This window comes from Burkholderia cepacia, assembly GCF_001718835.1.
GTDB lineage: Bacteria > Pseudomonadota > Gammaproteobacteria > Burkholderiales > Burkholderiaceae > Burkholderia > Burkholderia cepacia_F.
Genome location: NZ_CP013444.1, coordinates 2,438,659 through 2,465,153, shown reverse-complemented (window position 1 = coordinate 2,465,153; position 26,495 = coordinate 2,438,659). Strand labels below are relative to the sequence as shown.

The following is a 26,495-nucleotide window of genomic DNA, read 5'->3' as shown; positions in this document are numbered from 1 at the left end:
CAGCGTGATGAACGAATACGACATGCAGGACGACGTGACACGTCGCAAGGTTTTCTGGTTGCTCCAGCGCTTGACCAGTTGGTCGCTCTGGAAAGCCAAATACGACGCCTTCAAGGTATTCGCGGATGCGTACGAGACCGCGATCAAGACGTGGCCGGCGAACGACCCGGACGTCATGGAGGCGGACCACCTCAAGACCATTTATGAAATCCTGAACTGCTACGACAAGGGGCTTGCCGAGCTTGCGCACGGCCGCCGCTTCGTTTGGCGCGCCGGCCAGGCGTTCAAGGAAATGGTTCGCAATTTCAACGCTCTGGGAAGCAGTTTTTACCGTAATCCGAAGTACTGGGAACGTGGCCAGATCGCGCCGTATCCGCCCAAGGTCGATGCGCTCTACAAACTGATGCGCGCCTCCCAATTCCACATGGACTATGCGCCATTGGAGGTATGGACGACCGACAACATTGCGAATCTGGAATGGCCCAGCGCATTGCTGGATCCTTCGCAATATGACCATGGCTTCTATGAACTCGCGTACCCGACGTTTCCCGCGGCTTTGTCCGACGTGCCCGATTCGCCCGGGCCGGTGATTCAATCCGGGCAGGCGGTTCCGTGCGACGGTATCTGGGAACCCGTCACCATCGAGCAAAGCCGCGTGCTTGGGGCTATTCCGATTGGCGCAAAACCATTCGGGAACGACGGCTGCTTCAATTATCTGGTAGCAGATACTGAAGCGCCCTTCCTCTCCAGCGACGACGAGTCATTCGATATCGCGTCGCGGCCGACTCATTGGCGTTTGCTTTGGGAGGACCGGCGCTACCTGGATGGCGTCATTCCTGATGAATCGCAATACTTCCTCGAACCGCCCAGGAAATCAGAGCCACTGGCGCCTGAAGCCGTCGCGCCCGTTCGTACCAGCGAGGTCTGCCCGGTGTCCGGTGAGTGGCGCACGGACGAATGCGGTGGCAAGACCGTTCAAGTCGAACGCGGCGCGACGATGCCCGATATGCTGGTTCGGGATAACCTGGGCGAGTTGAAGGCGCACTGGGTGACGTGGCGTCTGGTGAAAAGGGTGTAGCGGTTTTGTCGATGCGCTAGCGATTTCATCGGGAGGCGAAGTGACGCCGATGAACGAATATGACATGCAGGATGACGTGACACGTCGAAAGGTTTTCTGGTTGCTCCAGCGCTTGACCAGTTGGTCGCTCTGGAAAGCCAAATACAACGCCTTCAAGGTATTCGCGGATGCGTACGAGACCGCGATCAAGACGTGGCCAGCGAACGATCCGGACGTCATGGAGGCGGACCACCTCAAGACCATTTATGAAATCCTGAACTGCTACGACAAGGGGCTTGCCGAGCTAGCGCACGGCCGCCGCTTCGTCTGGCGCGCAGGGCAAGCACTCGAACAGGCGATCGATCGATTCGACGAGCTAGGCGGCTACTTTTACCGCAATCCGAATTACTGGGAGCGCGGTCAGATCGAGCCCTATCCGCCCAAGGTCGATGCACTTTACAAGCTGATGCGTGCGTCCCAATTTCAGATGGATCACGCGCCACTGGAAGTAGTAGGGTCGAGCTATCGTTTCGCGCGTTTGAGATCGCCTGACGCACTGTTGGATCCTGCTGACTACAAGCACGGGTTCTATGAGCTTGCTTACCCGACATTTCCCGAGATCTTGCCAGCTGTACCCGATTCGTTTGGACCGGTAATTCAGTCCGGTCAGACGGTTCCGTGCGACGGCATCTGGGAGCCCGTCACGATCGAGCAAAGCCGCGTGCTCGGTGTCATCCCGATTGGCGCGAAACTGTTCGGAAGCGACGGCTGTTTCAATTACTTGGTCGCTGACACCGAAGCACCCAATCTCTCGCTTCTCGATACGGCGAACCTCACCGTTGTACCGAGACCTACGCACTGGCGCCTGCTGTGGGAAGACACACGCTACCTGGATGGCGTCATTCCTGATGAATCGCAATACTTCCTCGAACCGCCCAGGAAATCAGAGCCACTGGCGCCTGAAGCCGTCGCGCCCGTTCGTACCAGCGAGGTCTGCCCGGTGTCCGGTGAGTGGCGCACGGACGAATGCGGTGGCAAGACCGTTCAAGTCGAACGCGGCGCGACGATGCCCGATATGCTGGTTCGGGATAACCTGGGCGAGTTGAAGGCGCACTGGGTGACGTGGCGTCTGGTGAAAAGGGTGTAGCGGTTTTGTCGATGCGCTAGCGATTTCATCGGGAGGCGAAGTGACGCCGATGAACGAATATGACATGCAGGATGACGTGACACGTCGAAAGGTTTTCTGGTTGCTCCAGCGCTTGACCAGTTGGTCGCTCTGGAAAGCCAAATACAACGCCTTCAAGGTATTCGCGGATGCGTACGAGACTGCGATCAAGACATGGCCGGCGAACGATCCGGACGTCATGGAGGCGGACCACCTCAAGACCATTTATGAAATCCTGAACTGCTACGACAAGGGGCTTGCCGAGCTAGCGCGCGGCCATCGCTGTGTTTGGCGTGCCGGTAAGGTGTTAAAACATGTGGTAAGTAAATTCGGTAATCTGGACAGTTACTTTTACCGCAATCCGAAGTACTGGGAACGCGGTGGTCAGTTCGAGCCTTATCCACCCAAGGTCGATATGCTGTATCAGTTGATGCATCGATCTGAATTTCAAATGGAGAGTGCACCGCTGGAAATCATGGCGAGCGACAATGTTGCACGCTTGGAGTCGCCTGGCTCGTTGCTGGATCCCGTGTACTACGATCACGGTTTCTATAAGCTTGCATACCCGATATTGCCCGATGACCTGCCCGAAGTGCCGGATCCCCTCGGACCGGTAATTCAGTCGGGACAGTCTGTTCCATGCGACGGCATCTGGGAGCCGGTCATCATTGAACAAAGTCGCGTGCTCGGTGTCGTGCCGATCGGTGCCAAGCTTTTCAAGAACAATGGATGTTTCAATTATTTCGTGGCGGACGTCGATGCCCCCGTTTTCGCAAGCGTTGACGTCACAACGTTCGACGTGACGCTTCGACCTTCCCACTGGCGCCTGCTGTGGGAAGACAGACGCTACCTGAACGGCGTCATCCCTGACGAATCGCATTACTTCCTCGAACCACCCGGAAAATCGGAACCGCTTGCGCCTGAAGCTGTCGCGTGCCGTTCGCACCTGACGTGAGATGATGGTGCGTGTAGATTCTGCAAGAGCGATCGCGTCAGTCAGGTTGCAGGTGTTGCACCGATGCAGGATCGTCGCTGGGAGTGGTTGATGATGCGAACCTATCAAGGCTCATGCCACTGCAAAGCAGTGCGCTTCGAGATCGACGCTGACATAGATCATGTGCGGGTCTGCGACTGCTCCGTCTGCTCAATGCGGGGCGCGTTAATTTATCGCGTTCCTGCTGATGCGTTCCGCCTTCAAACGTCGTTAGACAATCTATCCGTCTATCGGTGGGGTTCACAAACCGCTGTGGACTATTTTTGCCCCATCTGCGGGATTTTGCCGTTTCGCAAGCCGAGTGCTCCTACTGTCGAGGAAGCACCAATCGGCATGGCCCCCTTCGATGGCTGGGCCGTGAACACTCGTTGCCTAGAAGGTTTCGATCCATCTGGCGTGCCAGTGAGGAGGGGGCTAGGAAGCGCACTTGTCATCGGGTAGTCCGATAGATAGCATCGCCGATCAAGGAAAGCGCCAACTGAAAACCGGTACCACTCACTGTGCCAACTTCGGCTGTTCCAACTTCGGCGGTTGTTCAGACAATGGCGTGCATCAGTCTCGACGAGCCCCCCATCCGAAAACCATCCTTGCGCCCCGTCATGTAAATATCATTCAGGCTTTCCGGGCTGACGTTGTTCGCTTCGCTGAATCCAAGCGAGCGAATCTTGTCGACCAGCGATGCCGGATCAAAATCGGTTTTCCACGGCTCTCCATTTTCTGCAACTCTCGCGCGTACCAGTTCCATGCCCAGCCGCTCCATCGGCGCGAGCAATGACGGCGTTACAACGTAATCGAAGACCACGGCGCTTCCCGGCGCGCACGATGCGATGAACCGCAAGGTCTCCAGGATTGCTTCTTCCTCGAGATACACCGAGACGCCGAGCCATGAGAAAAATGCGGGCTCGTCTTTCCTGAATCCGGCTTCGGCTAGCGCTCGTGCCAAGGTATCGTGTTCAAAATCCATTGGCACGTACGTCAGGGATGCCGGAATCTCGATGTCGGCGGCACTCAGGCATTCCCGCTTCCATTGCTGGGTTGCAGGAAGATCGACCTCGAAGATGCGTCGGGCTTGATGGTTCTCGCGATAGGCATAAGTGTCCAGCCCCGCGCCCAGAATGACATATTGGCGGACGTCATTCCGCGCAGCCTTGCGCCACTCGTCTTCGGCATATCGGCTGCGCACCACGACGGACATCCTGAGTCCCTTGGACAACGGATCATCGTAGTGGCCCGGGTTGCTGCGGACGGCGGCTTCATTCGCGCCGCCCAGTATTTTCAGCGCAAGCCGGTCTTCCAGAATCAACGGGTCATCAAGGAACTGATGTGCGGCCCTCAAGGTCGCGACGCGTTGCGCGCTCGGCTTGGGGCCGGCGTTGATTGATCGATGTCCGGACCCGTTCAAAGCCAGGATCGCCTTTTGAATAAACAAGATCAACGGCATATCCAGGCCCACACCGACCGACAGATCAGGTTCGGTTCGGAGCGCGAGATGAATTTTACTTTCGAGTGCGACATCGTCGCCGCAGTACGAGTCGCGAAAAAGCGCTTGCCATCGACGGGCCAATGCCTGAACGTCTGGATCGGTTACATCTGCACCTGCCTCCATCTGTGCGCGTACCTCCGCGAACAAAAGTGGCCAATCGTCTGCACGAGCGATCATGCGTCGCCGGACTTCTTCAAATTCAACGGGTGTCAGGTACTTGGCAAACAGTCTTGCCCTGGCATTGACGATCGATAGTGAGATCCATTGATGCATGTCCGGCGTGAAGCCGATAATTTCCTGGGCTCTCGGCTCCCGTTCCTGCATGCTCTTCAATCCGGATGCCAGCCGAGCGTTATTCCCTGTCACATCCTTCATGTGCTGAATCCAGCGCCAAGCCAGTGCCTGCGCTTCCTGGTTTTCCGGAAGCAGCCCCATGTCAATTGCGCTTCTCGTCTCGGCAATCAATTCGATTCTGCGTGCGTCCAGGTGCGCACCTGATTGCTGTTGCTGCGCCCGCAAATGATCGAGGTCTTCGCGGGTGAGGTGTCTTTCGTACATGGTCATCATTTCCAATAGGTTCAGCCAGTCTGCCGTTGCGGTTTCACCGCCGCTGGCGATCTTGCCCGCCAAATGCTGAAGACCATCCCGCAGCGCCAGTGCGCGCCGAGCCTGTTCGTCAAGCACGCTGATTTGTCGATGAATGATTTCAACCGGTTCAATTCCGGAATCGTCCAGATACGTCTTGATGTCCGACAGCGAGCAGCCTAAATGCTTGAGCGCCTGAATCCGGTGAAGGCGAATCACATCGTCATGGCTATATTGCCGAGAACCGCCATCCGAGCGGGCGGAAGGGGACAGCAACCCGATTGCGTCATAGTGGTGCAGCGCCCGGACCGTCAGGCCCGCCCGTTTTGCGAGTTCTCCAATTTTCAACGCCATCGCCATTCCTCCGCTTGAACGCACAATAAATCGTGACGTAACGTCAGGTTCAAGCGCAAAAGGATGGATTTCTTCGGGAAGCGGGCAAGTATCTGCACGATCCAAAGAAGCCTGTCATCAAAATGTCGTTCAAGACTCCCCGCCGCATGCCGATAAATCACGTGTCGATCGAGGTTAATCGCGCACGACATAAAAAACGCATCCGGGGGTAACGTGGCAGAGTGCAGCAACTGCGGCAAGACATTCTTCATCGGCGGCCAGACGATCGACCGTCACCGCTATTGCGGCGCGCAATGCGCGCAGGCGCACTCGGTGCTCGTCGTCGCCGAGCGCCTGCCCGCGGTCACGGTGCATCAATACGTCGACGACTGCCGGCACGGCCCATGCCCGATCTGCAAGCGCGAGGACGGCCCCGTCGACGTCCATGCCGACCATCGCGTGGTGTCGCTGGTGTTCGTCACGCAATGGGCGACGCGCCGTCATGTCTGCTGCCGGCGCTGCGGCCGCAAGAAGCAGGCGATGGCGATTCTCACGTCCGCCGTCTGCGGATGGTGGGGGCTGCCGTGGGGCGTCGTGTTGACGCCGATCCAGATCGTGCGCAACGTCCTCGGCTTCGCGCGACGCGAGCCCGCTACAGCGACGCAGCAATTCGAGCAGGCGGTGCGGCGCAAGCTGGCCGCGCATCACCTGCGGCGCGCGCAGCACGCCGTCGAGCCGAGGCCGGAGATGGCATGACGGCATCCCGCCGTGCCCGCACGACGAGATGCCGATCGATCAAAACCTTCTCGATGACTTCTACTTCACGAGTGTCCTCAGGCTGTCGACGATTTCCGGGTTGGCGAGCGTCGATACGTCGCCGGGGTCCTGATGGTTCGATAGCGCCGCGAGCACGCGTCGCATGATCTTGCCCGATCGGGTTTTCGGCATGTCCGGAACGATCAGCACCCGGTGCGGCTTCGCGATCGAGCCGATCCGCCCGACCACCGATTCCGACACCTGCCTGGCGAGCTGCTCCGACGCTTCCACGCCGGGCTTCAGCGACACATAGAGTTCGGGCACCTTGCCCTTGATCTCGTCGGCGACCGGCACGACCGCCGCCTCGACGACGTCGGGCACCAGCAGCGCCGCCGACTCGATCTCCTTGGTGCCGAGCCGGTGGCCCGCGACGTTGATCACGTCGTCGATGCGGCCGAGGATCCGGAAATAGCCGTCCGCGGCATCGACGGCGCCGTCGCCCGCCATGTACGGCCAGTCGCGCCAGTCCTTGCTCTTCGGGTCCCGGCAGTAGCGGCTGTAGTACGTCTGTACGAAGCGCTCCGGGGCTTTCCAGATGGTCTGGAACGCGCCCGGCCACGGGTTGCGGATGCAGATGTTGCCGGCCTTGCCGGACCCCTGCGGCAGCTCGTTGCCGTCGTCGTCATAGATCACCGGATGAATGCCCGGAATCCCCGGGCCGGCGCTGCCCGGCTTCATCTTGTGCAGCGCGGGCACGGTGCTGCACAGGAAGCCGCCCGTTTCCGTCTGCCACCACGTATCGACGATCACGGCCTCGCCCTTGCCGACCGTCCGGTGATACCACTTCCACACTTCGGGCTCGATCGGCTCGCCGACGGTCGTCATGTGCTTGAAGCGATAGTGGTACTTCGCGGGCTCGTCCGGCCCGGCGCGCCGCAGCGCGCGGATCGCCGTCGGCGACGTATGGAAGATGTTGACGCCGAGCTGCTCGGCAATGCGCCACGGCCGGCCGGGATCGGGGTAGACCGGCACGCCTTCGTAGATGACCGTCGAGGTCGCGAGCGCGAGCGGGCCATAGACGATGTACGAATGGCCGGTGATCCAGCCGATGTCGGCCATGCACCAGTACACGTCCTCGGGATGGATGTCCTGGATGTATTTGGAGGTCCACGCCACATACGACAGGAAGCCGCCGGTGGAGTGCTGGCAGCCCTTCGGGCGTCCGGTGGTGCCGCTCGAGTACATGAGGAACAGCGGCGCTTCCGCCGGCATCTCGACTGGGTCGATCAACCTGCCGCGGAACGGCTTGAGCGCGTCGTTGACGATCACGTCGCGGCCTTCGACGAGCGGCGTCGGGCTCGAGTACTTGCCCGGATAGCGCTGCCAGACCAGCACCTTCTCGGCCTGGTGGCCTTTGCCGGCCGCTTCGGCGAACGCGATGTCCGCCTTTTCCTTGTGGTCGAGCAGCTTGCCGGCGCGGTAATAGGCATCCATCGTGATCAGCAGGCGGCTTTCCGAATCGAGGATGCGGTCGGCGCACGCCGCGCCGCTGAAGCCGCTGAACACCTGCGAGTGAATCACCCCGAGCCGCGCGCAGGCGAGCATCGTGATCGGCAGTTCGGCCACCATCGGCATGTGCAGGGTCACGCGATCGCCGGCCTTCAGGCCGAAGACGTCGCGCAACAGGGCGGCGAATTCGTTGACGCGGACATACAGCTCCTGGTACGTGACGTGCTGGACCGCCTCGGATTCGAGTTCGGGCACGAAATGGATCGCGGTCTTGTTGCGGTACTTCGGCAGGTGGCGATCCACGCAGTTGTGGCACGCGTTGAGCCTGCCGCCGACGAACCAGCGCCAGAACGGCGGATGGCTTGCGTCGAAGGTCGTCTCCCAATACTTGTACCAGTCGAGCAGGTCCGCGAACTCCTTGAAGCACTCGGGAAACCTGTCGAGGGAGAAGCGCTCGAACACGCCCGGGTCGGTCAGGTTGGCTTGGCCGATGAACGAGGCGGGCGGCAGGAAGTAATCCTCCTCGGGCCAGTGGACGGCGATTTGCGCCTCGGAAACGTCGGCCGCGTGCGATTCGGCGGCAGCGCGGTGCGACGGCTTGTCTCGTGACATGACAGATCCTCCTTGCTCCCAGGTGCCCGGAGCACGAAGCGAACGTGCTGCCGACGGCGGCGCGTCATGGGTCCGTCTTTCACGGGTCGAGGCACCAGGTGCGATGGTGTGCGTATGCGATAGGACGAATTCCGGTTCGGGGACCGATGCGATGGCCGGCGGCGCCGGCCGGCGCGTCCGATGCGCGCCCGCCGGCCCGCCGGTGGGTCACGCCGCTCGCGGATGGCTTTGCGACCAGTCGTGCGTCGGAAGCACGGTGTGGCCGTAAGCTTCGTTGATGATCATGGCCGCCGACGCGTAGAACGCCAGCAGCGCGGTCACGAGGCCCGTGTAGCCGCCGATCTGCGTGGCCAGGCTCGACCCGGTCCACGCGCCGATCGCCAGCATCAGGAACGTGATCCACAAAGACAGGAACACCAGTTGCACGGACGTGCTCGTGTGCAGCGAGCCGATCCACATGTAGAACGTGAAGACGCCCCACGCCATCAGGTACCAGCCGACGAACGATTCCGGCACCTTCGTGCCCAGGAATGCGACGAACAGCGCGAAGGACCACCAGAAGGCGCCATAGCTGAGGAACGCCACCGTGCCCAGCGTGTTGCCGCGCGGAAACTCCATCACGCCCGCGATCATTTGCGCGGTGCCGCCGAACGCGAACGCGACCGCCAGCACGAGGCCCAGCGCGTCCGCGCTATACCAGCCGGCGTTCACCATGCTGAGCATCCAGGTCGTGAGTGCGAACCCGGCCAGTCCGAGCGGTGCCGGGTTGGAAAGCTTACTGTTCATAAACCGCCTCCGTGGTGGTTTGCCCTCGAAACGGTTCCGGAGACGATACGAATTCTTCGGTCGCCGCCGAACGCGACCGTGCGGTGCTCGCTATCGATGGCTGCTGGCTCGGAAAATAAGTTCGACCCCTTTCGTGGCGCAGCCTCGTGCCAGCCTGCGCGGTTCAACTTAAGTGTAGGCCGCGTGGCGCAAAGCGGAGCCGGTCGGCATCGGATTCGCTATCGGGCGACGGCGTTGCCGCCGTCTTCCCGCACGTCGGTGCGGTTCCACCATCCGCCGCCGAGCGCCTGAAACAGCGCGACGACGTCCGAGTAGCGCGCGACCCGCGCCTGGATTTCGCCGATGCGGGCCTGCTGGTAGGTCCGTTGCGCATCGAGCAGCGCAAGATGGCTGATCTCGCCGATGCGGAACTGGCGTTGCGACGCGGCGAGGCTGTCCGCGGCGGCGCGTTCGGCGGCCGCCTGCGCGTTGACGGCGTTCGCGTCCGATTGCAGCGCCCGCAGCGCATCCGCGACGTTCTGGAACGCGGTGACGACCGTGACGCGATACTGCGCCGCCGCCGCATCGTAAGCGGCGATCGCCGCGCGCCGGCGATGCAGCAGCGTGCCGCCTTCGAAGAGCGGCTGCAGCAATCCGGCGCCGATGTTCCAGACGGCCGTTCCCGGTCCGAACAGCGTTTGCGCGGTCTCGTTGCCGTAGGCGGCGCTGAGCGTCAGCTGCGGCAGCAGGTTGGCGGTGGCGACGCCGATTTCGGCGCTCGCGGCATGCAGCAGCGCTTCCGACGCGCGAATGTCGGGACGCTGCGCGACGAGCTGCGACGGCAGACTGACGGGCAGCGTAACGGGCAACTGCAGCGATTCGAGCTCGAACGTTTCCGTCGGCGCGTCGTTCGGGAAGCGGCCGAGATAGGCGGCGAGCTGGTTGCGCGTCTGCGCGAGCTGTTTCTGCAGCGGCGGCAGCGCGGCGCGCGCCTGGGCCAGCGCGGCGGCCTGCGCGAGCACCGCGGTATTGGCCGCGGCGCCGATCGCGAATTCGCGCTTCAGCCCGGCGAGCTGCTGCGTCTCGATGTCGACGATCTCCTGCGTCGCGGCGACCTGCGCGCGCAGCGACGCGTCCTGCAACGCGGCTAGCACGACGTTCGAGATCAGCGTCAGGTAGCTGGCCTCGAGTTCGAACCGCTGGAATTCGGCCTGCGCGGTCAGCGCTTCGACCTGCCTGCGCGTGCCGCCCCACACGTCGAGCAGATAGGTGACGTTCACCGACGCGCTCTTGAGCGTGAAGGGCGGGATCGTGCTGCCGCTGCCGCTGCCGCTGCCGCTGCCGCTGCCGCTGCCGAGCGACGCGGGCGCCTTTTTTTCGCGCGTGACCGACGCGCCGGCGCTGATCGTCGGAAAGAGGGCGCCTTCGCCCGCGACGCGCGTTTCGTTCGCCTCGCGCAGCGCCGCCTGCGCGGCTTGCAGGCTCGGGTTGGCCGCCAGCGCGCGCTCGATGATCGCGTTGAGCGCGGGTGAGCGGAACAGCGTCCACCAGTCGCCGGGAAGATCGAGCCCCTGCACGAAGTGTTGCGCTTCGCCGCCGTGGATATCGGACGCGACGGTCTGCGCCGGCAGCGGCTCGCGCGCATAGCCGCCGGCCTGAGGCGGCGCCGGCCGCACGAAGTCGGGCCCGACCGCGCAGCCGGCGAGCCATGCCGCCGCGAGCACGACGCAGGCGAGGCCGCGACCGGGGACGGCAACGCCAGGTTCGAAGCCGGGTTCGAAGCCGGCTACACGCGGGCGGGCGCGACGGGCGGTCATGGCGCGCGGCTCCCGGTGGGCGCGGCGGGCGCTTTGGTTGGCGGTGTGCCGGCCGGCATCGGCCGCACCAGCGTGCCCGGGCCGAGCTTCAGCAGATTGCCGACGACGACCGTTTCGCCGTCGGTCACGCCCTGGCGTACCGCGACGAGCGGCGGATAGTCTGCGCCGAGCGTGACGTAGCGCTGCTCGAGCCGGTTGCCTGGGCCGACGACGTACACGTACTGGCCGAGCTGGTTCGAGCTCACGGCGACCTGCGGCGCCAGCAGGGTGGCGGGCTGGTCGGCGACGTGCAGGCGCACGTGGATGAACTGCCCCGGCAGCAGCGTATGGCCGGGGTTGTCGATCGTCGCGCGCGCGGTGATCGTGCCGGTGCCGCGCACGATGCCGTTGTCGAGCAGGGTCAGCGTGCCGTGGTATTGCGGCGCGCTCGCCTGGCCGACGGCGACCTCCGCCGGTATCGCGCCCTGCGACTGGCGCGCCTGGATCGTGGGCAGGTCGGTGTCCGGCGGATTGAAGGTCGCGTAGATCGGGTCGAGCTGCACGAGGGAGTTCAACTGCGTGCCCGCCGTGCTGATCAGCGCGCCCTCGTGGACGAGGCTCAGGCCGAGACGGCCGGCGAAGGGCGCGCGGATTTCGGTGAACAGCAGATTGAGCCGCGCCGCCTCGATCTGCGCGCGGTCCGCCGCGACGGCCGCGCGGTCTTGGCGCTCGGTGCTCGCCGATTGCTGCAGCGTGTCGGTCGAGACGTCGCCGGTCCGGTTCAGGACCGCATTGCGGTGATGGCTCGCCATCGCGTAGTCGAGCGCGGCCGCGTCCTTGGCCGCCTGCGCGGTGGCCGCGTCGAGCGTCGCCTGATAGGTGCGCGGGTTGATCCGGTACAGCAGCGTGTTGGCGGCCACGTCGGCGCCGTCCGGCGCGGCCTGCTTCAGCAGGTAGCCGGTGACTTGCGCCTGGAGCGTGACGGCGCGAATCGCATCGGTCGTGCCGACATAGTCGAGATAGACGGGCACCGTCCGCGTGACGATCCGCGTCACGGGCACCTCGATCGCGACGGCGGGCGGGGCCGGCGGCGGGTCGACGGCGGCGCGCTGCGCGCCGCGCGGGACGAGCAGCGCCACGCCCAGCGCGACGGCAATCGCGGCGGCGGCAACCAGCGCGAATCGGTGGGCTTTCATCGTCGCCTCGCGCGTCGGTCATGCCGCGGGCGGCGGGCCATGCGGCCCGTGTGCGCGCGCGAGCTTCTCGCGCATCGTTTCGCGCAGCCGCTCGATCACCGCGTAGAAGATCGGCACGAAGCCGAGCGACAGCAGCGTCGCCGCGAGCATGCCGCCGACCACCGTGGTGCCGATCGATTGCCGGCTCGCGGCGCCGGCGCCCGTGGCGACCATCAGCGGGAGCGCGCCGAAGATGAACGCGAACGCCGTCATCAGGATCGGACGCAGCCGCAGGCGCGCCGCCTCGGTCACCGCGTCGACGATGTCGAGGCCGGCCTCGCGGCGCCGCTTCGCGAACTCGACGATCAGGATCGCGTTCTTCGCCGCGAGCCCGATCAGCAGCACGAAGCCGATCTGCGCGTAGATGTCGACCTGCATGCGGCGCAGCCACAGCAGCCCCAGCGCGCCGAACAACGCGAGCGGCACCGTGAGGATGATCGTGAACGGCAGCGACCAGCTTTCGTACTGCGCCGCGAGGAACAGGAACACGAACACGATCGCGAGCGCGAACACGATGCCGGCGACCGAGCCGGCCTGCAATTCCTGATAGGTGATGCCGGTCCAGTCGTAGCCGAAATCCGCGGGCAGCACGCGGGCGGCGCGCTGCATCGCGGCGATCGCCTGGGCCGAGCTGTAGCCGGGCGCCGCGCTGCCGGTGATCTCGGCCGCGCCGTACACGTCGTAGCGCGGCACCGTCTCGGGGCCGACCATCGGCCGGAGCTGCCCGAGGGTCGCGAGCGGCACCATGCCGCCCGCGGCATTGCGCACATACAGGCGCGACAGGTCGTCCTTGCTGCCGCGCGCGCGGCTGTCCGCCTGCACGACGACCTGGAAATTGCGGCCGAACAGCGTGACGTTATTGACGAACAGCGAGCCGAGATAGATCTGCATCGTGCGGAACACGTCGTCGACGTTCAGGCCCAGCAGCTTCGCCTTGTCGCGGTCGAGCCGGAAATCGAACTGCGGCGTCGACGTGTTGAAGCTGGTCAGCAGCGTGCGCGCGTCGAGCTCGGGCTGCCGGCGCGCCTCCGCGAGAAACGCGTGCGTCGCCTCGTCGAGCGCGACGCTGCCGCGGCCCGTCAGGTCCTCGATCTCGAAATCGAAACCGCCGAAGGTGCCGAGCCCGGAAATCGCCGGCGGGTTCAGCGCGAGCGACAGCGCTTCGGGAATCCGCGCGAGCTTGGGCTGCACCTGCGCGATCAGGCGGGCGACGCTCTGTTGCTCGCCGCGCTCGTCCCACGGCTTCAGGATCACGAACTGGGCGGCGCTGTTCGGCGCGGTCGCGCGCGTCACGAAATTGAGGCCGCTGATCGACAGCACGTTGGCGACGCCCGGCGTCGCGCGCAGCAGCGCGCGGGTTTTCTCGATCACGGCTTCGGTGCGTTGCAGCGACGCGCCGTTCGGCAACTGCGTGATCACGTAGAAATAGCCCGGGTCCTCGACCGGCAGGAACGCGTGCGGAATCGTCGCATTCAGCAGCCAGGTGACGGCGAGGCCGCCCGCAAACAGCGCCAGCGCGAGCCAGCGCGCGGCGATCAGCCGGCGCACCGAACCGGCGTAGCGCTGCCGCGCCCAGTCGAAGCCGCGGTTGAACGCGCGGAACAGCACGAAGCGCCGCGCTTGCCCGTGGCGCAGCAGCACCGCGCACAGGGCCGGGCTGAGCGTCAGCGAATTGAAGGCCGACAGCATCACGGAGATCGCGATCGTCAGCGCGAACTGATTGTAGAGGCGGCCCGTGATGCCCGGCAGGAACGCGATCGGCACGAACACCGCGCCGAGCACCGCCGAGGTCGCGACGATCGGCCCCGTCACTTCGCGCATCGCCTGCTTGGCGGCCGCCATCGGCGCCAGCCCGCTCTGGAGCTGGCGCTCGACGTTCTCGACCACGACGATCGCGTCGTCCACGACGAGGCCGATCGCGAGCACCATGCCGAGCAGGCTGACCGTGTTCAGCGAGAAGCGCAGCACCAGCATGATCGCGAGGGTGCCGACGAGCGCCACCGGAATCGCGATCATCGGAATCACCGTCGTGCGCCAGCTCTGCAGGAACAGGTACACGACGCCGAGCACGAGCAGCAGCGCGAAGCCGAGCGTCTTCGCCACTTCGGTCATCGACGCGGAGACGAACATCGTGGTGTCGTAGGTGATGCCCCACGCCATGCCCTTCGGGAAGCGCCGCGCGAGCGCTTGCATCGTCGCCTTCACGCGCCGGTCGAGATCCAGCGCATTCGCGCTCGGGAGCTGGAACACGGCGATCAGCACCGCCGGGTTTTCGTTGACGGACGCGCTCGACGTGTATTGCTGCGCGCCGAGGTCGGTGCGCGCGACGTCGCGCAGGTGCACGGCGGCGGCGTTCGCGGTGCCGGCGCGCAGCACGATGCCGCCGAATTGCCGCGCGTCGGCGAGCTGGCCCTGCGTGTTGACCTGATACTGGAACGGCGTGCCGGGCGGCGCCGGCGCTTCGCCGAACTTGCCGGCCGCGACCTGCACGTTCTGGTCGAGGATCGCGTTCTGCACGTCGGTGGCGGTCATGCCGAGCGCGGCGAGCTTGTCCGGGTCGAGCCAGATGCGCATCGAATAGCGACGCTCGCCGAAGATCGTGACGTCGCTGACGCCGGGCAGGCGCTTGAGCGCATCGACGACCTGCAGATACGCGAAGTTGCTGAGCGTGACCGGGTCGATCGAATGATCGGGCGAATAGAGGTTCACGGCCAGCACGAAGTTCGGGTTCTGCTTCTGGATCGTGATGCCGGTCTGCGTGACGATGCCGGGCAATTGCGCGGTCGCCTGCGACACGCGGTTCTGCACGTCGACCGCGCCGATGTTGATGTCGTAGCCGACGTCGAACGTGACCGTGATCGTCGAGCTGCCGTCGTTCGCGCTGACCGACGAGAGGTAGCTCATGCCTTCGACGCCGTTGATCTGCGCTTCCAGCGGCGTGGTCACGGTGTCTGCGACGACCTGCGCGCTGGCGCCCGTGTAGGTCGACTTGACGAGCACCTGGGGCGGTGTGATCTGCGGAAAGCGCTCGACCGGGAGGTTGAACCACGCAATCAGACCCGCGAGCACCATGACGATGGCGATCGATGACGCGAAGACCGGACGCTCAATGAAGAAGTCGACCATTGACCGCGCCCCCGTGGGTCGGGTAGGTTTGCCGTGCGTGGAACAGGAAACGCAACGGTATAGTTTCCGCCGCGCATCCCGAATGTCAATAGGATCGATCGGAATGCGAACAGTCCGGGTTCCCGGGGCGAGATCCGGCGGCCGCCCGACGCAGCAGGAAGCGGCGGACCGCGTGCAACGCCTGCTCGACGTCGCCCGGCGGCAATTCCTGAGCGCGGGCTATCGCGAGACGAGCATGGAAAGCCTCGCGCGCGAGGCGGGCGTCGCCAAGAAAACCCTCTATAGCCGATTCGGCAGCAAGGCCGGCCTGTTCGCGACGATCCTCGACGCGCTGCGGCGCAAATGGGTCGAGGAGCTGCGCGGGCTCGTGGTCGAATCGGATCGTCCCGAAACGGTGCTCGAGACGGTCGCGCTGCACCTCCTCGAAGTCGGCACGCGGCCCGACATGATCGAGCTGTACCGCCTGCTGCTGCTCGACGCGTATCGCGTTCCCGGGCTGATCCGCGGGTACTACGACCAGCAGGGCGGCCTGAGCGGAATGGAGCCGCTTGCCGATTACCTGCGTACGGCGGTCGACGCAGGCGAACTGGCGCTCGACGACGTGCCCGTTGCGACCGAGCAGTTCGTCCATCTGGTGCTCGGCGGTATCCGGACCCGCATGCTGCTCGGGGCCGCGCGGCGCCCCAATGCGGCGGCGCGCGCCCGTCTCGCGCGGCAAGCGGTGCGGATTTTCCTGGCCGGGTGCGCCAGGTAGCCGGGCCGGCAGCGAGGCGCGCGACCGCTCAGGCGGGCCGCCCGAACCCCGACTCGACCCAGCGCTCGGCACTGGCCTTGTTGAGCTTGAAACCGGCCGACACCTTGGCTTCGGCCAGCAGCTCGCCGAAGCGGTCGAGCGCCTTGAGTTCCGCATAGGGCTCGAATTCGTCCGGCACGATGTCGAGCGTCACCGACACTTCGTCCTCGCCGGCCCAGACCGTCACTTCCTTGTGCAGCATCGCGCGCCGCTGCTGCGCGTGGCGCATCAGCACCTCGGTCGCGGTCTTCACGAGCGTGCGGAACGCGTTCGCGTCCATCGGCTTCGGGTTCTTCTTGTCGCGGCCCATGGTCCACGGCCCGACGAGCGCGGGCTCGGACTCGCCGTCCTTGATCATCTCGACGGCCCAGCCGTCGTCGTCTTCGTTCTTGATGATGCGGGCCGTCCAGCCGTTGTCGCGCCAGAGGCCGTCTTCGTGGATGGAGGTGTCGTCGGATTGCAGGTCGGATTCGGTCATGAATCGGTCGGAGAAAACGGGCGAGGGCGCATGCGGCACGTGAACGGCGCGTCGCCCGGGGTGGCATTCGCAGGCCGCAATTTTACCCGCAGTGCCGCCAGTCGCATCGCGCCGGCCGTCACGTTGGCCTCAACGTTGGCCGAACGGCCGGCCGCGCGCCCCGCCCGGCAGGGTTTTCAGCAACACCCGATTGCGCCGGCCCGGTCCATCATCATGCATGACGGAGCCGACGCCCCGCGCCGCGCCCACCCGCACGGAGTCCGATCGTGCCGCCCGACCCCATCCCGTCAACCGCCTTCGTGTTCGCCGGCGGCGGCAGTCTCGGCGCGATCGAGGTCGGCATGCTCCGCGAACTGGTCGCGAGCGGCGAACGGCCCGATTGTGTCGTCGGCGCGTCGGCGGGCGCGATCAATGCCGCCTATTTCGCCGGCCGGCCCGATGCGGACGGCGTCGCGATGCTCGCCGCGCTGTGGTGCCGGATCCGCCGCCAGGACATCATGCCGTTCTCGATGCGCAGCCTCGTCGCGATGCTGCTGCGCAACCGGCCGCATCTGGTCGAGGCCGATGCGCTGCGCCTGCTGCTGGAACGGAACCTGCCGTACCGGCGGATCGAGCAGGCCGCGTTGCCGCTCCACATCGTCGCGACCGACGTGCTGAACGGCCAGGAAGTCGTGCTGTCCGCCGGCCCGGTCGTGGATGCCGTGCAGGCCAGCGCGGCGATTCCGGGCGTGTTTCCGTCGGTCAGCATCGGCGGCGTGGAGCTCGTCGACGGCGGCGTTGCGAACAATACGCCGATCTCCGTTGCGATCGCGCTCGGCGTCAGGCGGATCGTCGTGCTGCCGGCCGGGTTCGCCTGCGCGTTGCGCGTACCGCCGCGCAGCGCGATCGCGCATGCGACGCACGCGCTGACGCTCGTGATCGCGCGGCAACTGGTGCGCGATCTGGAACTGTACGGGGCACGCGCGCAAATCCATGTCGTGCCGCCGCTGTGTCCGCTCGAGGTGTCGTCATACGATTACTCGCAGTGCGCGCAACTGATCGACAAGGCCGCGCACCGGACGCGTCAATGGATCGACGGTGGCGGACTGTCGGACCACACGATCCCGGGTGCGCTGCGCGAACACCACCACACATCCGCGGCGTTACGCGCCAGCCAAATATAAAACTCGTACCACCGCTCGGCGGTGCATTTAAGTTCCTGTCCGATATCTCCCGAGCCGCCGGATTCATAGAATGGCGATCGGGCTATAAGTAGCCTGATCGGGATAGCCGAACCGGACTGGCGGGGGGCGGCGCCGATGCAATTGGTCGAATCCGCCGGAACCGAGGGAAACGCGTATGGGGAAATTCAATGTTCGCATCGTCTTCGCGTACGACTGGCCGTTGACGCTGGCCGGCATCGAGCAGGTCGCAGGCAGCGCCTGCGCGATCGATCTGGTCGGCGTCTACCAGCGCGCCGGCGACTTGGTCGCGTCGATCGGCGACGTAGTCTGCGACATTGTGCTCATCGATTATGCGATGCGCAGTGACGGGCAGATGGAGATGCTGAAGCTGCTCGACTTCCTGCGGGTCGCGCGTCCGGGCGTCGGCATCGTCGTGCTGGTCACGCACGAGAGCCCGGTGATCATCCGCTCGATCCTTGCGCGGGGCGCGCTGAGCGTCGTCAGCAAGTTCGACGAGGTCGGCCATATCGTCACGGCCATTCATTCGAGCTACAGCGGCGGGCGCTACCTGTCGCCGGCGGTCAAGCGCACGCTCGCTTCGGCCGACGACGATGGCCACGGTGCGCCGAAGCTGTCGCAACGCGAGATCGAAGTGATCCGTCTTTACCTGTCGGGTGTGCCGATCAAGACGATCGCGCAGCGTCTGAGCAAGGGCAAGCAGACGGTCAGTGCGCAGAAGATCAGCGCGATGAAGAAGCTCGGCGTGAACAACGACGTCGATCTGGTCCGGCGGGCGGCGACGCTCGGCCTGCGCCACGATGCGAGCGCGAACGCAAGCGTTGCGGCATCGGCGTGAGCTCCGGGGCGGAGCGGGGCGGCGCAGCGTGCGCCCGCCCGTCCGGAGGGGGCGGCGCGAACCGCGTCAGGCCGGCAACGCAAACCGCGTCACCGCGTCCCGCAGCGCCTCGGCCTGATCGCGCAGCGAATGCGCGGCGGCCGCCGCTTCCTCGACGAGCGCCGCGTTCTGCTGCGTGACCTGGTCCATCTCGCCCACCGCGCGATTGACCTGCTCGATGCCGGCGCTTTGTTCGCGCGACGCATGGCTGATCTCGTCGAGGATCTCGTTCACGCGCCGCACCGACTGCACGATCTCGGCCATCGTCTCGCCCGCGTGCGTGACGAGCGCCGCGCCTTGCTCGACGGTCTCGTTCGACGACACGATCAGCGACTTGATTTCCTTCGCGGCCGTTGCCGAGCGTTGCGCGAGCGAGCGCACTTCGGCCGCGACCACCGCGAAGCCGCGGCCCTGTTCGCCCGCGCGCGCGGCTTCGACGGCCGCGTTCAGCGCGAGGATGTTGGTCTGGAACGCGATCCCGTCGATCACGCCGATGATGTCGCCGATCTTGTGCGAGCGGTCGGTGATCTCGTTCATCGTGCGCACGACGTCGTCGACCACCGCGCTGCCGCGCGTCGCGACCTGCGCGGCCTGGCCGGCGAGCGACGCGGCCTGGGCGGCGCTGTCCGCGTTCTGCTTCACGTTCGCGGTCATCTGGTCCATGCTCGACGCGGTCTGCACGAGCGCGGCCGCCTGTTCCTCGGTGCGCTGCGACAGATCCGTGTTGCCCGACGCGATCTCGCTTGCGCCGACGTTGATGTTCTCGGTACCCGTCCGCACGCGCGACACCATGTCGATCAGCCCGCCCTGCATCGTGTGCAGCGCGTGCAGCAGGCTGCCGCGATCGTCGTGCTTCACGGCGACGTGCGCGGTCAGGTCGCCCTGCGCGATGCGCTGCGCGGCGTCGAGTGCCACTTCCAGCTCGCCGCCGAGGTTCGCGCGCACGCTTTTCAGCACCAGCACCATCACGGCGGTCGCGATCCCGCCGAGCACGGTCGTCATCGCGAGCCAGCGGCCGACGCTTTCGAGCACGGCGGTGCGCACGTCGTTCATGTACATGCCGGTCACGAGATACCAGTCCCACGGCGCGAAGCGCTGCACGGCGCTGGTTTTCTCCTGCGGCTTGTCGGCGCCCGGCTTCGGCCACAGATACTCGACGAAGCCCTTGCCGCCGCTCTGGTCCGCGGCCTTCACGATCTCGACGAACAGGTGCTTGCCGTTCGGGTCGGTGAAATTCGACACGTCCTTGCCGTTGAGGTCGGACTTGATCGGATGCATCACGATCACGGGCTTCGAGTCGTTGATGGAGATGTAGCCGTCGGCGCCGTAACGCATCGCGGCGATCGCCTCGAGCGCCTTCTGCTTCGCGTCGGCTTCCGGCAGCACGTTCTGCTGAGACAGCTTGTAGTAATGGTCGGTCACGCTCGCGGCCTGCGCGACCAGCGACGCGAGCTGGTCGCGGCGGTCCGCGATCATCGACGTGCGCGTCTGCCAGGCGCCGAGCCCGGCGATCACGAGCAGGCCGAGCCAGAGGATGACGATCATCGAGGCGAGTTTCTGATTCAGGGAAAGGTTGCGCATGGTCGGTTCGGTCGGTCGATCGGAGAAACGCGCCGCTCGCGGCGTGACGGGATAACTTCTTGTCGGCGCAGATGGCCGGCGACCGTAGGCGGGAAATCCCTAGGAGACGAGGTCGATCAAGGTTTGCGGTCGAACGTGGTGTCGGTGGGGGGGCGTGACGGGGCGGTGTCACGAATCGAAGCGGTGAAACAAGGCAAGCGAATTGACGAGCCGATGCTTGCGGCCACGGCGACCGGCCGGCTCGGCGATGCGGCCACCCGCGCGCTGCCGCGCACCAAGCCGGTGCGTCCGGCGATGCGTGCGGGAATACGCGGCGTCTGAACCGACGCCTAAACCGGGTCCTTGCTCGGCGGCCCGTCCGGTTGCTGCGGATTGTCCGGATGATGTCCGGGCGACGGCGGCACGAGCGGATCGCCTTCCGGATCGCGGGTCGGGTCTGCCGGGGGCTCGGGCAGCGGAGTCGTGTGATCGTCGGTCATGGAGCGCTCGCGAATCGTGACGGCCGCCGCGCGGTGCGCCGGCGCCTCGTCTCCGTTATAGGCAATCGGGCACGCGTTTGCACCCGGATTCGTCAGCGGTCGCCGCGTCCGCGCGCGAGGTCCGCGGGCGTATCGACGTCGCGCACGATGCCCGGATCGTCGACGTCGAGCAGCCTGACCGGTGCGCTGGCGAACAGTGCGCGGGCGCCGGTGTCGCCGTCGAGGGCGGCGAGCGTATCGAAGTGGTGCGCGGCAAAACCGACCGGGTGGCCGCGCACGCCGCGGTGCACGGGTGCGACGATCGACGCGTCGTGGGCGTCGAGTGCGCGTGTGACGCTTTCGTAGGTGGAAGCCGCGATCCACGGCATGTCGCCGAGCGCGACGAGCCAGCCGTTCGCGTCGGGCGTCGCGCGTACGCCGGCCGCGAGGCTCGCGCCCATGCCGCGCACGGCGTCGGGTGCGTAGACGACATGGCAGCCGGATTCGTTCAGCAGCATCGCGAGTTTTTCGGCACCGGGGCGCACGACGGCGATCACGTCGGCCGTGGCCGCCGCGAGACGGCGGGCGGCCGCGACCGCAACCGGCGTGCCGTCGGGAAGCAGCGCGAGCAGCTTGCTGTGCAGGCCGCTCGGGTCGAAGCGTTGACCGAGGCCGCCGGCGAGGAGGACGCCGGTGGCGAGTGACGCATAGGACATCGGCGCGGGGGAGAGTGACGCAGGTGCCGGGATTGTGCGGGAGCGGGCGGCGATGGGCAAGTGCGGATTCGCCCGCGGGCGCGCGTGCCGCGGCGGGGCGTTGCACCGTTTTCGTGCAGGAGGTTCGCGTCAAACGGTCCATTCCTGAACGACGTGTTCGTCGACGGGACCGTAGATGGCGTTCGGCTGGCGTTGCAGGACGGCCCAGTATTTGTCGCCGAACGACCAATGCCACCATTCCGACGGATAGTTGACGAAGCCCGCGGTCGTCATCGCCGCCGACAGAATGTGCCGATTGCGCACCGCGTCGCGGCTGATGAATTGGCTGCCGGTGTAGCAGGCGCCGGACGATTCCTGATCGGTGGCATCGAGCACGCAGCCCATGTCCGCTTCGGTTCCGTCAGCCGAGACCAGCGTCAGGTCGACCGCCGCGCCCGTCGGATGGGCGGCGACTTCCGGCGGCGCGACGTAGCGGCTCGCCAGTTCGAGCAGTGTTTCCTCCGGCGTGTCGGACGGCAGCGCGCGGCGCAAATCGGCGAGATGCTTGTCGAAATATGTGCGTTGCAGCGCCAGCGGGCGATAGCCTTCCTTCACCAGCAGGCGCAGGTTGTCCGGAAGGGTGCTCGCGGCGACGACGAGCCGGTCGGCCACGCCGCGGCGGACCTTCAGGAAATGTTCGCTGTCGCCCGGCACGATGCTGCGGGTAAGGTCGACTGCGACGCGATGATGCAGGGTCGCGAGGTCGACGAAGCGTTCATGCGATTCGATCAGCGTGACCGCGCGAACGACGGGATCGGAAAGTGAGATCACGATGGCTGGAGGAAACGATGAAATGGAAAGTCGTCGGTCGCGATTCGGCAACGCGCACCGCGCGCGACGCGTCGATTCGGCAATATGCCAGAGTTTCGAAGTGGCGGGATGCGCCGCTCGCCTTGCCCGAGTGCCCCCGGTGAAGTAGATTTTTTTTATCGACGTGCATCAGGCAGGAGGGACTGCCATGGAACTGAGCGTAGAACGTGTCGATGTCTGGGCCGCCACCATCGAAGACAAGCCGGGCGGCCTCGCGAACGTATTGAGCGCGCTGCGGGATGCCGGCGCGGACTTGCAGTTCATCGTCGCGCGCCGCACGTCGGAGGCGGCGGGCAAGGGCGTCGTGTTTGTCGCGCCGCTGCTGGGAGATGCGGTGATCCGCGCGGCCACGCAGGTGGGGTTCAACGTCACCCCGAGCCTTCACTCCGTCCGCGTGATGGGGCTGGATCAAATGGGGATCATCGCGCAATTGACCCAACTGCTCGCCGACGGGGGAATCAATCTCCGCGGCGTGTCGGCTGCCGTGCTGGGCACCCAGTTCATCGCGTACATCGCGGTCGACTCGCTGGGCGATGCCGAAAAGGCGATCGATATCTTGCAAAGGGCATGAGGCGCTTTCGGCAGCCGTGCCATCGGCGGTGATGCGTCGATGGCCGGAGTTTCCGCGTCGAGCGTTCTCGATTGCGCACGTCAGCATGAGCCGTTAAAGCAGCCATTCGGACGTCTGCTGTAGCCCGCCTTTTGCTTCGTCGTGGGGCTTCAATTCCAGTTCCTCGGCGTAGACGAACTCGACATTCGTATGTACATGGTGTCGCCAATCGGCAGATTTTCGCTGCAGGAACTGCTGCCGGCACTGGGCTCGCAGATGTCGTGTCTCGCGATGAAGCGGCATGTCGCGGCGATTGTTGTCAAATATTGCGGAGTTTGACGCGTGTTTTCGGTAATTCGTGGAAAATGCGCTCGGCATTCGTCGAACAAAAAATCGAGAAGGCCGAAAGCGGTGAAAAGACATTATCTGAGAGTGGGTGACAAGTCGACTGCCGGAGGCGTAGTGACCGACGGCATTGCCACTACGTCAGTCATGGGGCAGCAGTTGACGCATATTGGCGCGTCGGTGATGTGCCCGGCATGCAGTTCGGTTGGCCATATCGTTCCAATCGGGCCGCGGTTCCCCGATGGCTGGATGGGGCAGAAGGTAGCTCTTGAGGGCGACAAGGTTTCGTGCGGCTGCTATCCGATGCCGACCATGCTCCCCCTCGCAAAGCGTGATGTTCGAGCAATATGACGGCGACGGGCTGTCAAGCATGGGATTTGCGGCGACCGATGTTGCGGCGTTGACGAAGGCTGATCCCGAACACTGGGTAAGGTTCAAGCTGGACGAACAAGGCAGTTGCGAAGGGCTGCGTTGCACTGCTCACTTTACAGATGGATCGGCAGCACTATTGCGGGCGGCATGATCGGTGGTGCACTGGATGAGCTATATCAGATGGAACTCGAAATTTTCACGCGTTGGAATGCTCGTTGATAGGTCAGTATGTCAACTATTCAGGAAATTGTCCTCTTCGTGCTGTTCGTAAGCTCAGCTGCAGTGTTGCTGCTCAACGTCGCGCATACTCCGTGGATGTTCGACTACTGGAATCTGGACAACGAAATCGAGGAAGAGCCAAGCAAGCTTGACTTCCTTCGCAACCAACTAGCTTTTTATACTGCCGCAGTCGTATTGGCGGCTACGGCGAGCTACTATTTCTGGCTGAATAGATAACTTGGTCGAGATGCAAAGGCACGTCGCGTCGTGCGCATGCCTATATGAATTTGAGGGCGCCGTGCGAGCCCTCATTTTTTCCAGATCGTTGTTATGAGTCGGGTACGGCGGCAGTGTTATTCTCCTTGCTCCGGCGGGCACGCCGTTGCGCCATGCGTGGCCGGCCGAGGTCGTTTTTGTCAGACGATTCGCCAATATGCCAGAGTCCGGCGGAGCATGTGTCGCGGTTTGGCCCGCAGCCCGTGTGCGGATTACCAGAGCGTCTTGACGTGCGCGTAAGCGCGGATTTTTTCGTCGCGCGTGACGAGCGGCGCGCCGAGCCGTCGTGCGGTCGCGACGATCATGCGGTCGGCCGGATCCTTGTGGAACGCGCCGGGGAGGTCGGTGGATCTTGCGGCGATGTCGGCGTCGACGGGCACGAAGCGCATCCCGTCGATCTGCGCGACGGTGGCGAGCCATGCGTCGACATCCATCGTCAGGGCGAGGCGGTCGTTGCGCACCAGCATCGCGATCTCCCAGGCGGAGATCGCGGATGCGGCAAGCGCGCCTTCGCTCCGTGCGCGATCGATCGCGCTTCTCGCCTTCCTGCTGAGCGACGGGTCGCCCGCCACCCACCACACCAACGCATGCGTATCCAGCACGATCACCGCGACGCCTCCCAATCATCTTCCGCAATCGGATCGAGAGGATTGTCATAGCGCATGACCGAGCCGCGCAATATGTCCAACGGCTGAGCTTCGCGTGCGTGATACGGCCGGATCTCGAGCGTCGGCTTGCCGTGATCGGTGACGATCAGGCTTTCGCCCGACGCCTCGACGAGCCGGAAGTATTCGAGTGCGCGAGCCTTGAATTCGGATTTCGATACGGGAGCGTGCGGCATCATGATATGAGCATGGTCACTTGACGATGGTCATTTTATCCATGGAGTCCGACGTGGCGCAAGCGCCGGGGGCGGGTAGCGCTACCCGTTCACGCTACGCATCGGCCCACTTCCTCAACAGGTTGTGATAAATCCCCGTCAACGCAATGACCGCCGGGTCCTTCGCGCCTTTCTCGGCGGACAGTGCCTGGATCTGCGTATCGAGCTGGAACAGCAGCGTGCGGTCGCCGTCGTCGCGCACCATGCTCTGGATCCAGAAGAACGACGCGACGCGTTCGCCGCGCGTGACCGGCGTCACGTGATGCAGGCTGGACGCCGGATACAGCACGAGGTCGCCTGCCGGCAGCTTCGCGCGGTGGGTACCGTACGTATCCTCGACACACAGCTCGCCGCCGTCGTACGCTTCGGGCTCCTCGAGAAACAGCGTCGCCGACAGATCGCTGCGCACGCGGAAATCCGTGCCGCGCAGCAACCGGATCGCGTTGTCGACGTGCGTGCCGAACGTCTCGCCGCCTTCGTAGCGATTGAACAGCGGCGGAAACACCTTGAGCGGCAGCGCCGCCGAAAAGAACAGCGGGTGGCGCGCGAGCGCGTCCTGGATCGCATCGCCCACCGCACGTGCGGCAGGCGAGCCTTCCGGCAATTGCCGGTTGCGTTTCGCGAGCGCCGACTGCGTGCCGGACGTCGCGTTACCGTCGACCCATTCGGCCGCATCGAGGTGGTCGCGGCATTGCGCGACCTGCGTCTTGGTCAACACGCCGGGGATATGAAGCATCATGATGCGGATTCCATGCAGTGTGGCTGCGACCGGGGTTGCAACTGCAGCGCCGCCGCACGGAACGCGTCGATCGGCGACGACGCGAGATACGCGCGCATCTTCGCGACGAACGCGGGGGTGGCGGTGGCCGGCACGCGCGCGAGCCAGCCGAGCGCTTCGTCGATGCGCCCGCGCTCGGCAAGCAGCCGCGCATAGTTGAACTGGCCGCGGAAGTCGCCGGCGACGGCGGCTCGGCGATAGTGGTCGAACGCGGCGTCGGCATCGGCCGGTACGACCCAGCCGTCTTCGTAGAAGCCGCCGATCAGGTTGATCGATTTCGCATGGCCGAGCGCGGCCGCGCGGCGGAACCAGTCGAGCGCGTCGGCGCGGTTCTCGTCGATGCCGTTGCCGAGCGCGAGCGCCGTCGCGTAGTTGTACATGCCCCAGTCGAGCCCCGCCTGCGCGGCAAGCCGATACCAGTACACGGCGACCGGCGCGCACGCGGCCGTGCCCCAGCCGAACTCGTAGCAGCGGCCGAGCATGTTCATCGCCATCGCGTGGCCGGCCCGCGCCGCGTGCCGGAACCAGTTGAACGCGGCCGCCGGGTCGCGCGCGACGCCATGCCCGTCGAGCAGGTACTGCCCGTAGACGGCCTGGGCATCGACGATGCCGTTGTCGGCCGCCGCCGCGACCCACGCAGCGGCGCGCTCGGGCGGCCCGGCCAGGATGTCGGCGAACTCGCGCGGCGACACCGACGCGAGCGCCTTCAACGACACGGCCTCCATC

The 26,495-nt window shown here is 65.1% G+C and carries 27 protein-coding genes; 12 read left to right on the top strand and 15 right to left on the bottom strand.

Annotation, left to right across the window (positions count from 1 at the left end; genetic code table 11):
• Nucleotides 1-7: 7 nt before the first annotated feature.
• The 3 genes from WT26_RS30830 to WT26_RS30820 are packed head-to-tail and all read left to right on the top strand — an operon-like array spanning nucleotide 8 to nucleotide 3,177.
• Nucleotides 8-1,078 (top strand): Imm72 family immunity protein, encoded by a 1,071-nt coding sequence (locus tag WT26_RS30830; protein WP_069271519.1) that lies wholly within the window; start codon nucleotides 8-10, stop codon nucleotides 1,076-1,078.
• Between the two features lie 49 nt (nucleotides 1,079-1,127).
• Nucleotides 1,128-2,204 carry an Imm72 family immunity protein gene (locus WT26_RS30825; RefSeq protein ID WP_069271518.1) on the top strand — a complete coding sequence of 359 codons (1,077 nt, stop codon included), beginning with the start codon at nucleotides 1,128-1,130 and terminating at the stop codon, nucleotides 2,202-2,204.
• A gap of 49 nt (nucleotides 2,205-2,253) precedes the next feature.
• Nucleotides 2,254-3,177 carry an Imm72 family immunity protein gene (locus WT26_RS30820; protein ID WP_069271517.1) on the top strand — a complete coding sequence of 308 codons (924 nt, stop codon included), beginning with the start codon at nucleotides 2,254-2,256 and terminating at the stop codon, nucleotides 3,175-3,177.
• 574 nt (nucleotides 3,178-3,751) lie between these two features.
• On the opposite strand, the gene WT26_RS30815 is transcribed toward WT26_RS30820, so the two are convergent.
• A complete protein-coding gene (locus WT26_RS30815) occupies nucleotides 3,752-5,638 on the bottom strand; it encodes an SAM-dependent methyltransferase (RefSeq protein ID WP_069271904.1) in 1,887 nt (628 codons plus the stop codon).
• 213 nt (nucleotides 5,639-5,851) lie between these two features.
• On the opposite strand from WT26_RS30815, the gene WT26_RS30810 reads away from it, so the two are divergent.
• A complete protein-coding gene (locus WT26_RS30810; protein WP_059656586.1) occupies nucleotides 5,852-6,373 on the top strand; it encodes a hypothetical protein in 522 nt (173 codons plus the stop codon).
• A 60-nt stretch (nucleotides 6,374-6,433) separates the two neighbouring features.
• On the opposite strand, the gene acs is transcribed toward WT26_RS30810, so the two are convergent.
• From acs to WT26_RS30785, 5 genes are all read right to left on the bottom strand, one after another.
• Complete coding sequence (acs, locus tag WT26_RS30805) at nucleotides 6,434-8,494, bottom strand: acetate--CoA ligase (RefSeq protein ID WP_059806441.1); 2,061 nt, start codon at nucleotides 8,492-8,494, stop codon at nucleotides 6,434-6,436.
• Nucleotides 8,495-8,701: 207 nt separating this feature from the next.
• Nucleotides 8,702-9,280 carry an acetate uptake transporter gene (locus tag WT26_RS30800; RefSeq protein ID WP_010089794.1) on the bottom strand — a complete coding sequence of 193 codons (579 nt, stop codon included), beginning with the start codon at nucleotides 9,278-9,280 and terminating at the stop codon, nucleotides 8,702-8,704.
• Between the two features lie 218 nt (nucleotides 9,281-9,498).
• Nucleotides 9,499-11,076, bottom strand: a complete 1,578-nt coding sequence (locus WT26_RS30795) for an efflux transporter outer membrane subunit (RefSeq protein WP_069274713.1) — start codon at nucleotides 11,074-11,076, stop codon at nucleotides 9,499-9,501.
• The gene (locus WT26_RS30790) at nucleotides 11,073-12,251 is read right to left on the bottom strand and encodes an efflux RND transporter periplasmic adaptor subunit (protein WP_069271515.1); all 1,179 of its coding nucleotides are present in this window, start codon (nucleotides 12,249-12,251) and stop codon (nucleotides 11,073-11,075) included. Before WT26_RS30790 ends, WT26_RS30795 begins: the two co-directional genes overlap by 4 nt.
• Nucleotides 12,252-12,269: 18 nt before the next feature.
• Complete coding sequence (locus tag WT26_RS30785; RefSeq protein WP_069271514.1) at nucleotides 12,270-15,416, bottom strand: efflux RND transporter permease subunit; 3,147 nt, start codon at nucleotides 15,414-15,416, stop codon at nucleotides 12,270-12,272.
• A 103-nt stretch (nucleotides 15,417-15,519) separates the two neighbouring features.
• Between WT26_RS30785 and WT26_RS30780 the strand changes: the two genes are divergently transcribed.
• Nucleotides 15,520-16,170, top strand: a complete 651-nt coding sequence (locus WT26_RS30780; RefSeq protein WP_230461660.1) for a TetR/AcrR family transcriptional regulator — start codon at nucleotides 15,520-15,522, stop codon at nucleotides 16,168-16,170.
• Nucleotides 16,171-16,198: 28 nt separating this feature from the next.
• On the opposite strand, the gene WT26_RS30775 is transcribed toward WT26_RS30780, so the two are convergent.
• Nucleotides 16,199-16,687, bottom strand: coding sequence for a hypothetical protein (locus WT26_RS30775; protein ID WP_069274712.1), 489 nt, complete (start codon nucleotides 16,685-16,687; stop codon nucleotides 16,199-16,201).
• Nucleotides 16,688-16,953: 266 nt separating this feature from the next.
• Between WT26_RS30775 and WT26_RS30770 the strand changes: the two genes are divergently transcribed.
• Together WT26_RS30770 and WT26_RS30765 are read left to right on the top strand one after the other, a co-directional pair.
• Nucleotides 16,954-17,850 (top strand): patatin-like phospholipase family protein, encoded by an 897-nt coding sequence (locus WT26_RS30770; RefSeq protein ID WP_069274711.1) that lies wholly within the window; start codon nucleotides 16,954-16,956, stop codon nucleotides 17,848-17,850.
• Between the two features lie 175 nt (nucleotides 17,851-18,025).
• Complete coding sequence (locus WT26_RS30765) at nucleotides 18,026-18,706, top strand: response regulator transcription factor (RefSeq protein WP_069274710.1); 681 nt, start codon at nucleotides 18,026-18,028, stop codon at nucleotides 18,704-18,706.
• Between the two features lie 66 nt (nucleotides 18,707-18,772).
• Here the strand turns inward: WT26_RS30765 and WT26_RS30760 are convergent, their stop codons facing one another.
• Nucleotides 18,773-20,326 carry a methyl-accepting chemotaxis protein gene (locus WT26_RS30760; protein WP_069274709.1) on the bottom strand — a complete coding sequence of 518 codons (1,554 nt, stop codon included), beginning with the start codon at nucleotides 20,324-20,326 and terminating at the stop codon, nucleotides 18,773-18,775.
• Between the two features lie 123 nt (nucleotides 20,327-20,449).
• Here WT26_RS30760 and WT26_RS37825 point away from each other — a divergent pair, with 123 nt between their 5' ends.
• Nucleotides 20,450-20,647: a hypothetical protein gene (locus tag WT26_RS37825; RefSeq protein WP_155123263.1), complete on the top strand. Its 198-nt coding sequence runs from the start codon at nucleotides 20,450-20,452 to the stop codon at nucleotides 20,645-20,647.
• Between the two features lie 8 nt (nucleotides 20,648-20,655).
• Here the strand turns inward: WT26_RS37825 and WT26_RS38185 are convergent, their stop codons facing one another.
• From WT26_RS38185 to WT26_RS30750, 3 genes are all read right to left on the bottom strand, one after another.
• On the bottom strand, nucleotides 20,656-20,805 hold the full coding sequence (locus tag WT26_RS38185) for a hypothetical protein (RefSeq protein WP_196774810.1): 150 nt from the start codon (nucleotides 20,803-20,805) through the stop codon (nucleotides 20,656-20,658).
• A 92-nt stretch (nucleotides 20,806-20,897) separates the two neighbouring features.
• Complete coding sequence (locus tag WT26_RS30755) at nucleotides 20,898-21,500, bottom strand: nucleotidyltransferase family protein (protein WP_069274708.1); 603 nt, start codon at nucleotides 21,498-21,500, stop codon at nucleotides 20,898-20,900.
• Between the two features lie 129 nt (nucleotides 21,501-21,629).
• Entirely contained in the window at nucleotides 21,630-22,310 is a 681-nt protein-coding gene (locus WT26_RS30750; protein WP_231130492.1) for a M15 family metallopeptidase, read from the bottom strand.
• Between the two features lie 187 nt (nucleotides 22,311-22,497).
• On the opposite strand from WT26_RS30750, the gene WT26_RS30745 reads away from it, so the two are divergent.
• From WT26_RS30745 to WT26_RS30740, 4 genes are all read left to right on the top strand, one after another.
• Nucleotides 22,498-22,920, top strand: coding sequence for an ACT domain-containing protein (locus WT26_RS30745; protein ID WP_010089446.1), 423 nt, complete (start codon nucleotides 22,498-22,500; stop codon nucleotides 22,918-22,920).
• Nucleotides 22,921-23,241: 321 nt separating this feature from the next.
• Complete coding sequence (locus WT26_RS39210; RefSeq protein WP_080485793.1) at nucleotides 23,242-23,595, top strand: PAAR domain-containing protein; 354 nt, start codon at nucleotides 23,242-23,244, stop codon at nucleotides 23,593-23,595.
• Nucleotides 23,579-23,767, top strand: a complete 189-nt coding sequence (locus tag WT26_RS37820; RefSeq protein WP_155123262.1) for a hypothetical protein — start codon at nucleotides 23,579-23,581, stop codon at nucleotides 23,765-23,767. The genes WT26_RS39210 and WT26_RS37820 overlap by 17 nt, the downstream gene beginning before the upstream one ends.
• A 77-nt stretch (nucleotides 23,768-23,844) precedes the next feature.
• Complete coding sequence (locus WT26_RS30740; RefSeq protein WP_059801632.1) at nucleotides 23,845-24,072, top strand: hypothetical protein; 228 nt, start codon at nucleotides 23,845-23,847, stop codon at nucleotides 24,070-24,072.
• 251 nt (nucleotides 24,073-24,323) lie between these two features.
• Here the strand turns inward: WT26_RS30740 and WT26_RS30735 are convergent, their stop codons facing one another.
• The 4 genes from WT26_RS30735 to WT26_RS30720 all read right to left on the bottom strand — a co-directional run bounded on the left by WT26_RS30735 (nucleotide 24,324) and on the right by WT26_RS30720 (nucleotide 26,494).
• On the bottom strand, nucleotides 24,324-24,719 hold the full coding sequence (locus WT26_RS30735) for a type II toxin-antitoxin system VapC family toxin (protein WP_059663276.1): 396 nt from the start codon (nucleotides 24,717-24,719) through the stop codon (nucleotides 24,324-24,326).
• Nucleotides 24,716-24,955 (bottom strand): type II toxin-antitoxin system Phd/YefM family antitoxin, encoded by a 240-nt coding sequence (locus tag WT26_RS30730; RefSeq protein ID WP_011659184.1) that lies wholly within the window; start codon nucleotides 24,953-24,955, stop codon nucleotides 24,716-24,718. The genes WT26_RS30735 and WT26_RS30730 overlap by 4 nt, the downstream gene beginning before the upstream one ends.
• Before the next feature lie 91 nt (nucleotides 24,956-25,046).
• Complete coding sequence (locus tag WT26_RS30725) at nucleotides 25,047-25,730, bottom strand: Fe2+-dependent dioxygenase (protein ID WP_059525718.1); 684 nt, start codon at nucleotides 25,728-25,730, stop codon at nucleotides 25,047-25,049.
• Nucleotides 25,727-26,494: a tetratricopeptide repeat protein gene (locus WT26_RS30720; RefSeq protein ID WP_059525720.1), complete on the bottom strand. Its 768-nt coding sequence runs from the start codon at nucleotides 26,492-26,494 to the stop codon at nucleotides 25,727-25,729. Before WT26_RS30720 ends, WT26_RS30725 begins: the two co-directional genes overlap by 4 nt.
• Nucleotide 26,495 lies beyond the last annotated feature (1 nt).